Annotated in this window: 6 protein-coding genes; all 6 read left to right on the forward strand. The window is 57.9% G+C overall.

What is annotated here, in order from left to right; translation table 11 throughout:
* Nucleotides 1-72: 72 nt before the first annotated feature.
* Nucleotides 73-1,008 (forward strand): ABC transporter permease, encoded by a 936-nt coding sequence (locus BLO51_RS09555; RefSeq protein ID WP_090670310.1) that lies wholly within the window; start codon nucleotides 73-75, stop codon nucleotides 1,006-1,008.
* A gap of 22 nt (nucleotides 1,009-1,030) precedes the next feature.
* Nucleotides 1,031-1,957, forward strand: a complete 927-nt coding sequence (locus BLO51_RS09560; protein WP_174551220.1) for a carbohydrate ABC transporter permease — start codon at nucleotides 1,031-1,033, stop codon at nucleotides 1,955-1,957.
* Between the two features lie 243 nt (nucleotides 1,958-2,200).
* Nucleotides 2,201-3,520 carry a glycoside hydrolase family 125 protein gene (locus BLO51_RS09565; protein WP_090670314.1) on the forward strand — a complete coding sequence of 440 codons (1,320 nt, stop codon included), beginning with the start codon at nucleotides 2,201-2,203 and terminating at the stop codon, nucleotides 3,518-3,520.
* The gene (locus tag BLO51_RS09570) at nucleotides 3,517-6,630 is read left to right on the forward strand and encodes an alpha-amylase family protein (protein WP_090670316.1); all 3,114 of its coding nucleotides are present in this window, start codon (nucleotides 3,517-3,519) and stop codon (nucleotides 6,628-6,630) included. Before BLO51_RS09565 ends, BLO51_RS09570 begins: the two co-directional genes overlap by 4 nt.
* A 24-nt stretch (nucleotides 6,631-6,654) precedes the next feature.
* Nucleotides 6,655-9,390, forward strand: a complete 2,736-nt coding sequence (locus tag BLO51_RS09575; protein WP_090670317.1) for an alpha-mannosidase — start codon at nucleotides 6,655-6,657, stop codon at nucleotides 9,388-9,390.
* A 165-nt stretch (nucleotides 9,391-9,555) separates the two neighbouring features.
* On the forward strand, nucleotides 9,556-10,077 hold the full coding sequence (locus BLO51_RS09580) for an RNA polymerase sigma factor (RefSeq protein WP_167670151.1): 522 nt from the start codon (nucleotides 9,556-9,558) through the stop codon (nucleotides 10,075-10,077).

Below are 10,077 nucleotides of genomic sequence, written 5' to 3' on the forward strand. Positions count from 1 at the left end.
CGGGTGAACGATAAGAACGGGGCACAGGGCGAATGGCATTCATTCGCCCCGTCTCTTTGAACGCGAGGGGTGATGAATGTGAAGGGTGTGCTTAAAGATATCAGCCGGAACAAAGCCATGCTCATCATGGTGCTTCCCGCCACAATCTGGTTTCTTTTCTTCTCTTACCTGCCGATGGCTGGGACGATTATCGCTTTTAAAGAATACCGGTACCACCGCGACGGGTTCCTGGCCAGCATTATAAACAGCAAGTGGGTCGGGCTCAAAAATTTCGAATTTCTGTTCAGCACGAAGGACGCTTTTCTCATTACGAAGAATACGCTGCTGTATAACACCGTATTCATCGTAATCGGCCTGGTGTTGGCCGTCGGGCTGGCGATCATCTTGTCGGAGATCGCCAACAAGAAGCTGGCCAAGCTGTATCAGACGGGGATGTTCCTGCCTTATTTCTTGTCTTGGGTTATTGTCGGGTATTTCGTATTCAGCTTCCTCAGCTTCGACAAAGGCATGATCAACCAAATCGCCAAAGCGTTCGGGCTCACCGCCACGCAGTGGTATAACGATCCGACGTATTGGCCGCTTATTTTGACGCTCGTCTTTTTGTGGAAAACGATCGGCTACAACAGTGTCGTCTATTTGGCGGCCATCATGGGGATCGACAAGTCGCTGTATGAGGCGGCCATGATCGACGGAGCGAACAAATGGCAGCAAATCCGCCACATTACGGTGCCGATGCTGACGCCTCTGATTACCATTCTGACGCTGCTTGCGATCGGACGTATTTTTTATGCGGATTTCGGGCTGTTCTATCAAGTACCGCGCAATTCGGGTACGCTGTTCTCGGTTACCAACGTCATCGATACGTACGTATACCGCGGCTTGAAATTTACCGGGGAAATCGGCATGACCAGCGCGGCCGGTCTGTATCAGTCGTTCGTCGGTTTCGTGCTCGTCATTACCTCCAATGCCATTGTTCGCAGATTCAATAAAGACAACGCATTGTATTAATCCACATGGAAAAAAGGAGGGGATGACCGTGTCTGCACGAACGATGAAACGAAGCCGGGATTTTCATCATTTGTCACCGGCTTGGAACGTGATTTTCAACCTGATTGCCGGCATTTTGGCTATTGCGTGCGTGTTTCCTTTCGTATTCGTTACGATCATTTCGTTTACGGACGAAGGGACGCTTGCGCGCAACGGTTACCGGATCATTCCGGAGAAATGGAGTCTGGAAGCTTACCGCTATGTGTTTAAAGCCGGGGATCAGCTGCTGCAGTCCTACGGTGTCACCATTGCCGTTACCGTGATCGGTACGGTGCTCAGCATGATTATGATTGCGCTGTTCGCGTACGCGGTCTCGCGCAAGAGCTTCAAATACCGCAATTTCTTCTCGTTTTTCGCTTTCTTTACGATGCTGTTCAACGGCGGGCTTGTCCCGACCTATATTGTCGTCACACAGCTGCTTGGGCTGAAGGACTCCATCTGGGGGCTCATTCTACCGCTGGCCGTGAACGCCTTCTACATCATGATTATGCGGACGTTCTTCTCTACGAGCGTACCGGATGCCATTATCGAATCGGGAAAAATCGACGGTGCGGGCGAATTCGGGATTTTCTTCCGCCTGGTTCTGCCCTTATCGCTTCCGGGGCTCGCGACGATCGGCTTGTTCAGCACCCTCGGGTACTGGAACGACTGGTTCAACGCGCTGCTCTATATTGACAAGCCGAGCTTGGTGCCGCTGCAATCCATGCTGATGCGGATCGAGACGAGCATGCAGTTTATTTTGCAAAATACGAGCAATCCGTCGATGGGCGTAGCCATGCTGCAATCGCTGCCGCAGGATACGTCGCGGATGGCGATGGTCGTTCTGGCGACGGGGCCGATTGTGTTCGCATACCCGTTCTTCCAACGGTATTTCATTCAAGGGTTGACGGTTGGTGCGGTGAAGGGATAGTGGTTTGTTGAAAATCTGGTATTCAGCGACGTGAGGCGGTGGCGGTAGGGTATCCTCTTCCGGTCGCTGTGGTCCTCGGGAAATTTGGATTGGAAGCCGCTGGATAGCGGAGATTTCCCGAGGACCAAGGCGAACGCTATCGCTCCTCCAGTGGATACCCCACCGCGTGCTACTGCGTCGCGCGAGCCCCGATTTTCAAAAAAATTCGGTGAGTAGTAGAAAAAATGGAGGTTGACGGACGAGATGGAACAATTCAGATTACCTAAAATTCCGATTCCTGCGATGGAGCTGCCGCGGGCGGTGCAGGACGTGCTGGCGGAAGCGGAGGTCAAGCTGGCTCACCGTCCCAAGCTGCTGCAATTGTTTAAAAATTGCTTCCCGAACACGCTGGCGACGACGACAAAACGGATGGAAGACGGAACGACGTTCGTGATTACCGGCGATATTCCGGCGATGTGGCTGCGTGATTCCGTCGAGCAAGTGATTCATTACGTGCCGCTGGCGAAGAACGACCCGGATCTGCAGCAATTGATCGCCGGACTGATTAAACGGCACATTCAATATATCCATATCGATCCGTATGCCAACGCCTTCAACGAATCGGCGAACGACTGGCACTGGAATACGACGGACGAGACCGAAATGTCCCCGTGGGTGTGGGAACGCAAATTCGAGCTCGATTCGATCTGCTTCTCGATGCGCTTAGCTTACAAGTACTGGAAGGAAACCGAGCGGACGGACATTTTCGACACGAACTTCAAGTCCGCGATGCGCAAAACGGTCGACCTGTGGAAAACGGAGCAGCGCCACTTCGAGCTGTCGCCGTACCGCTTCACGCGCAATAACGACATGCCGACGGATTCGCTGCGCAACAACGGGCTGGGCATGCCGGTGAACTATACGGGAATGATCTGGTCAGGCTTCCGTCCGAGCGACGACGCCTGCGATTTCCACTACAGCATTCCGTCGAACATGTTCGCGGTCGTGACGCTGCGGCAGATGCGCGAGATGGCCGAATGGGTGTTCCGCGATCTGGCGTTCGTCGACGAGTTGAAGAAGCTGGAAGCTGATGTCGATCACGGCATTCAGCTGTACGGCATTTACCGCCATCCGGAATTCGGCCCGATTTACGCTTACGAGACGGACGGCTTCGGCAACTACTGCCTGATGGACGATGCCGGAACGCCGGGACTGATGTCGATTCCGTATATCGGCTATACGACGCCGGACGACCCGATTTATCAAAATACGAGACGGTTTGCCTTGAGCAAACAAAATCCGTTCTATTACGAGGGCAAAGTCGCCAAAGGGATCGGCAGCCCGCACACGCCGCCGGATTATATTTGGCACATGGCGCTTTCGATGCAAGGACTGACGGCGGTAACGAAAGAGGAGAAGCTGGAAATGCTCGCGATGCTGGAGGCGACGGACGCGGATACCGGCTTCATGCATGAAGGCTTTCATGCGGACGACCCGACCGTCTTCACACGCAAGTGGTTTGCGTGGTCCAACAGCTTGTTCTCGCTGCTTGTATACGAAGCGATGAAGGAAGGGATTGTATGACACAGCCGATCGTCATGTTCTACGATCCGGGCTTTCCGCTCGGCGAAGGGATGCAGGTCGATGCCGGACTGCTGCGGGGTGTAGGGCAGGTCGTCCCGGCGGACCGCTTGGCGGAGGCGCTGAGCTCCGCCGAGGGCGGCTGCTTCGTCAACCTGCATGCGCCGTATTTTCCGAAAGCCGCTTGGTCCGCGATTCTCGGCTTTCTCCGGCAGGGCGGCGGGCTCATTAGCGTCGGAGGCGCGCCGTTCAAGTTCCCGGTCCGGGCGGAGAACGGAAGCTGGCATGTGGAAGCCGAGCAAACCGCCTACCATCAGCAGCTTCATATTCATGAAGCGCTCCGGGTCGATGCGGCTCCGGTGGAGAAGCTGGCAGCCACAGCCGACATTCCGCTGCTGGCCGGCAAGGAAGCGCTGCTCACGATAGCGGATACGTGGAACCTGGTGCCGCATGTGACGAAGAGCAGCGATTTGCCGCATCAGATGGGCTCTGCCGGACCGATGGACACACATATTTATCCGCTGCTGAAAGGCATCTCGGCCGAAGGTCGCGAGGTGGCCGCGCCGGTCGTGCTCTGGGAACAAACGAAGGGCCCCTTCACCGGAAGCCGCTGGCTGTTCGTCCATTTGCCGCTGACTGCGGCATTCTGGAACGAGGGCGGGGCCGAAGCGCTGAAGGAGTGGGTCGCGTTTTGCGCCAAAGGCGTGACCGAGCTGTGGATCAAGCCGAATTACGCTTCGTACGAGCCGGGCGAGCGGGCGATGCTTACGCTGCAAACGCAGCGGATCGGGCGCGGGACCGGGTCGGGCGACGGGGCTTGGAAATTCTCGGTTTCCCTGGAGCACGAGGCAGGGCAAGTCTCCTGGAAGCACCGCTTTGAGGCGGATGTCACGGAGGAGCTGAATATTCACCGCATTTCCGTCCCGCTTGATATTCAGAGCGGCTTTTACCATATCATCTGTCAGGCGCAAGCGCCGGACGGGGAGACACGCATCCTGCGTCAAGGCTTCTGGGGCTTCGACGCCAACCTGCTTGCTGCAGGCGCTCCGATCAGCTGCGGTCGGGATTATTTTGTCAAGGACGGACGTCCGTTCCCGGTTGTCGGGATGACGTACATGACATCGGATGTGGCGCGCAAGTTTTTGTTCCTGCCGAATGCGGCCGTATGGGACCGCGACATGGCACAGATGAGGAAGGCCGGGATCAACTGGATTCGGACCGGCATCTGGACGGCGTACCGCAATATCATGCAGGTTGACGGGCACGCTTCGGAAGAGGTGCTGCGCTCGATCGACGCCTTCCTGCTCACGGCGAAAAAGAATGATTTGCAGATCACCTTCACGTTCTTTTCGTTTACCCCGGAGCCTTGGGAGGGTCTCAATCCTTACCTCGACCCGCGCAGCGTGGAAGCGCAGAAACGGTTCGTGCGTTCGATCGTCTCGCGGCATCGGAATACGAAGCATGTGGACTGGGATCTGATCAACGAGCCGTCGATGTTCGATCCGCCGCAGATTTTCTCCGACGGCCCGCGGTCGTGCCGCGATCCGTTCGAGCTGGCGGCTTACCGCGAATGGCTGAAGCAGCGGCATGGATCGATCGGCCTGCTGCAGGAGCGCTGGAACATGTCGCCGGAGCAGCTTCCGGACTTTGAAGCGGCCGTACCGCCGGAGCCGGAAGAGATCAACTTCAACGTGCAGGATATGCACCAAGGGAAAAAAGGCACCCGCTGGCTCGACTACGCGCTGTTCTCGATGGAGATGCACAACCGGTGGGCGAAGCAGCTTTACGACACGATCAAGGACGTCTGCCCGGACCATCTGGTCGTCGTCGGGCAGGACGAAGCCTTGGGCGCGCAGCGGCCATCGCCGTTCTTCTATGCAGAGGCGTCGGATTACACGACCGTTCACTCGTGGTGGTTGAACGATCATCTGGTCTGGGACGGCATCTTTGCGAAGACGTCGGATAAGCCGAATCTCGTGCAGGAGACCGGCATTATGTACGTGGAGACGCCGGACGGACGGGCGAAGCGATCGGAGACGGAGCTGCGCGGCATCCTGGAGCGCAAATACGCTTATGCTTTCTCGACAGGCGGCGCGGGGGCGGTTCATTGGATTTGGAACACCAACTTCTATATGGACAACGCCAATGAGTCGCACATCGGGGCGCTGCGGGCGGACGGAACGGAGAAGCCGGAGGCGGACGTTTCCTACGACTTCGGCCGCTTTATGGAAGAGAGCCGGGATTTGTTCCAAGGCCGCAAGCTGGAGGAGGTCGCCGTCGTCTTCCCGTATTCCAACGACTTTTCCAACCGGAAATTGGCGTTCGATGCGACGACCCGTCTAACGCGAATGCTGTCCTACGAGCTGAAAGTTCCTTTCCGCGGAGTCGGGGAATACCATCTGGATTCACTCGCAGAAGCGCCGGCGAAGCTGATCATCCTGCCGAGCGCACATAATATCGATAGCGAAGCATTTGCGAAATTGATCGACATCGTACAGGCTACCGGAGCGACGCTGCTCGTCACCGGTCCTCTCGGGCTGGATGCCTACTGGCAGCCGGCAGAGCGTCTCAAGGAGGCGGTCGGTTCTTACCGTCCGGCCAACGTGCGGCGCGAAGAAATGCTGGAGCTCGACGGCCGCTTGCTGCCCGTTTCGTTCGGACAGCGCCGGATCGCCGAGGTGGCGAAGGAAGTCCGGACGGACGAAGTCGCAGAGGCGAAAGCCGACAAGCTGATCGACGTTCCGCTCGGTTCGGGGCGGCTCCTCTGGTGCCCGCTGCCGATCGAATTGAACGAGCGTGCCGAGCCGCTCGCGATGCTGTACCAGCACGCGTTGACGGTGGCGGGCTTCCAAGCGGAGCTGGAATGGCTTCGCGGCGGAGGATTCCCGGGCGTGTACGGACGGAAGCTCGCTTTCCAAGACGGCGCACTGTTCGTCTTTGTGTCCGAATTCGCCTTCGATACCGATGTGGAAGTGAAGGACCCGGCCACGGGCCGCCGGTATTCGTTTGTGCTGGAGAAAGAGCGTTCGGTGCTCTTCGCGGTCGACCGGGAAGGCCGCTTGAAGTCCGTGTACCGGCCGAAGGAAGTTCATATCCAAGTGACCGGAGAGTAGTCCGGGGAGGAGGCGTCACAAGCCATGAGCAAAAAAAGAACCGCGCATATCATTTCCCATACGCACTGGGACCGGGAATGGTATTTGCCCTACGAAAAGCATCATATGCTGCTGATCCAGCTGATGGACACGCTGCTTCATACGCTTGAGCGCGATCCGGAATTCAAGAGCTTTTATCTGGACGGCCAGACGATTATTTTGGAAGACTATCTCCAGGTTCGCCCGGAAAAGAAGGAGCAGCTTGAAGCGTTCATCCGGGAAGGCCGCATTCATATCGGACCTTGGTATATTTTGCAGGACGCTTTCCTGACGAGCAGCGAAGCGAACCTGCGCAACCTGCTGATCGGGCATCAGGACGCAGCGCGGTACGGGACGATCACCAAGGTCGGCTATTTCCCCGACACGTTCGGCAACATGGGGCAGGCGCCGCAAATTTTGCGCCAGGCCGGCATCGACAACGCAATGTTCGGCCGCGGCGTCAAGCCGACGGGCTTCAACAATACCGTGTCCGATTCGGACTATGAATCGTCGTTCTCCGAGCTGCTCTGGGAAGGCCCGGACGGCTCGCGGGTGGTTGGCATTTTGTTTGCGAACTGGTATTGCAACGGGATGGAAGTTCCGACGGACGAGAAGGAAGCGAAGGAGTATTGGGAGCGTAAGCTGGCGGATGCCGAGAAATACGCTTCCACCGGCGAGCTGCTGTTCATGAACGGCTGCGACCACCAACCGATCCAGCAGGACTTGTCCGAGGCGATCCGCACGGCGCAGAAGCTGTTCCCGGACACCGACTTCGTCCACTCGAACGTGACGGATTACTTGCAAGCCGTGAACCGGTCTGTGGATCGGGAGCTGTCCGTGGTGAAGGGCGAACTGCGCAGCCAGCGCACGGACGGATGGTCGACGCTGGTCAATACCGCGTCCGCCCGCATTTACTTGAAGCAGATGAACCAGCAGGGGCAAGCGCTGCTGGAGAAAGTGGCCGAGCCGCTGGCGTCCTTCGCGCACTTGCTGGGCAAGGAGTATCCGCACCACTTGTTCACGTACGCTTGGAAAACGCTGATGCAAAACCACCCGCACGACAGTATCTGCGGCTGCAGCGTGGACGAGGTGCACCGCGAGATGTTGGCCCGCTTCGACAAAAGCCGCCATGTGACCGAGACGATCGTTGACGACAGCAAGCGCGTCATTGCGGAAGCGGTCGATACGTCCGTCTTCGCCCGCATGGGCGCGGAGGCGCGCCCGCTCGTCGTCTTCAATATGACGGGATGGGATCGGACCGGAGTCGTCACTGTGGAGCTGGACGCCGAGCGCTTATACTTCCGCGACGGCTTCCCGCTGGACGAGATGAGCAGCCGCATGCAGGCGTTCGACGTCTCCGGGCGCACGCTAGTCGATGCGGAAGGCCGCGCCGTGCCGTTCACGATGCAGGATCTGGGCCTGCAGTTCGGCTATGACCTGCCGGACGACAAGTTCCGTCAGCCGTATATGTGCCGCAGGGTGAGCCTCACCTTCGAGGCGCAGAACGTGCCTGCGCTTGGCGTTGCCTCGTACGCGTGGCTCAAGTTGGCTCAACCAGCTTCGTCCCCGGCTGCCGACGCCGCTTCGCTGCTGAACGGCGAACGTGTGATGGAGAACGGCCTGCTTCGCGTCGAGATCGCGGAGGACGGTTCCCTCACCGTGACGGACAAGCAAACGGGCCGCACGTTCCGCGATTTGGGCGTGTACGAGAATACCGGCGATATCGGCAACGAGTACATGTATAAGCAGCCGAACGGCGAGACGACGCTGACGACGAAAGGGCTGCAGGCGGACATCCGCGTCGTCGAGGATACGCCATACCGTGCGACGGTGGAAATCGTGCACGAATGGTCGGTTCCGGCCTCGGGCGATGCCGTGTTCGAGCAGGAGAAGCGAGAGCTGGTCTATTTCCCGCACCGCAAAGGGCAGCGTGTCAAGGACATGGTGCCGCTCACGATCCGCACGCAGGTCAGTCTGAGCCGCAGCGGCCGCGGCGTCGAGCTGCAGGCGTCCTTCAACAATCAGGCGAAGGATCACCGGCTGCGCGCGCTCTTCCCGACCGACGTGGAGACGGCGGTACACCGCGCCGATTCGATCTTCGAGATTGCGACGCGGGACAACGAGCCGGCGGCCGAGTGGGAAAATCCGAGCAATGCGCAGCATCAGCAAGCGTTCGTCGACGTAAGCGGAGCAGGGGCGGGCCTCACGGTCGCCAACCTCGGGCTTCAGGAGTACGAAGTGCTGCGGGACGGACGGAATACGATTGCCGTCACGCTGCTTAGGTCCGTCAGCGAGCTGGGCGACTGGGGCTTGTTCCCGACGCCGGAGGCGCAATGTCTCGGCGAGCAGACGGTTCGGCTGGAGATTATTCCGCATAGCGGCGACGGTTCGGCTTCGGGCGCTTTTGCCGAGGCGTACCTGTTCCAGGTTCCGTGGACGGTTAGCCAAACCGGCGTGCACGGCGGCTCGATCGCTTCGGGCTATGCTCCGTACCGCTGGGAGGGCGACGCACTTGCGTTCTCGTCCATGAAAGTGAGCGAGGCTTCCGGCGATCTCATGCTGAGATGGTTCAACATGGAAGCGGCCGGAACGGAGCTGGGGCTGCATTCGGCCCGCGGCGCGGAATCGGTCTACAAAAGCAACGTCTTGGAGGAAGCGGGGCCGCTCGTTTCGGAGGGCCCGAGCTTGACTTTGCCGGTCGGTCCTTACGAGATTGTCACGCTGGGCATTAAGCACAAATAAGATAACTGCTGCAGGGCAGCCTAAACCTCAAGAATCGGGGGTTAGGCTGCTTTTTTGTGTCTAATAAAAAAAGTGCAGAAGCTTTTCTACTTTTCCCAAAAAGACACTTGAAGTACACATCAGGTACTTATAATGAAATAGACGATGAGAACGGAGGCAAAAAGCATGAATCCACAGCAATATCAGCAGGCTTCTGCAGACGGCCAAGAACAGCTTCAACAATTCCACAGCTTTATCGAATCGCTGCATGATCCGATCTACCGGCTTGCGCACCGGCTGCTCCAAGACCGCGAGCTTGCGGTGCAGGAGGTAGAGCGTACGTTCGTCGAGGTGTTTCGCAGACATGCGGAGGAAGGGTTTGCGTCAATGACCGGTTCTATGAGGACAGTTGCCTACCGGGTGCTTATTCACCGGTACAAAATGGCTAAAGCTTCGGGCAAACGCAGGCTGAATAAGGTCAAACTCGGACCCCGTACCATCCTCGAAGCCGTTGATGCGCTGCCGGATGAGGCGAAGCTGATCGTATCGCTGAAGTACGAATGTCAGCTATCCTATGAAGAGATAGGGGAAATTCTAGAGATGTCCCCGGAGCGTGTAAAAAAAGGCGTTTGGTGCAGCAGGGAACGGTTAAGCAAATGGATGGAGGAGCCCCGTTCCCCTTTGAGCCTTGGGGTGGTTATGCATTAA

Source organism: Paenibacillus tianmuensis, assembly GCF_900100345.1.
Taxonomy (GTDB): Bacteria; Bacillota; Bacilli; order Paenibacillales; family NBRC-103111; genus Paenibacillus_G; species Paenibacillus_G tianmuensis.

Coding starts and splice junctions, on each gene's coding strand:
- BLO51_RS09580 (WP_167670151.1), top strand. CDS start 9,556: ATGAATCCACAGCAATATCAGCAGGCTTCTGCAGACGGCCAAGAACAG.
- BLO51_RS09560 (WP_174551220.1), top strand. CDS start 1,031: ATGACCGTGTCTGCACGAACGATGAAACGAAGCCGGGATTTTCATCAT.
- BLO51_RS09570 (WP_090670316.1), top strand. CDS start 3,517: ATGACACAGCCGATCGTCATGTTCTACGATCCGGGCTTTCCGCTCGGC.
- BLO51_RS09565 (WP_090670314.1), top strand. CDS start 2,201: ATGGAACAATTCAGATTACCTAAAATTCCGATTCCTGCGATGGAGCTG.
- BLO51_RS09575 (WP_090670317.1), top strand. CDS start 6,655: ATGAGCAAAAAAAGAACCGCGCATATCATTTCCCATACGCACTGGGAC.
- BLO51_RS09555 (WP_090670310.1), top strand. CDS start 73: ATGAATGTGAAGGGTGTGCTTAAAGATATCAGCCGGAACAAAGCCATG.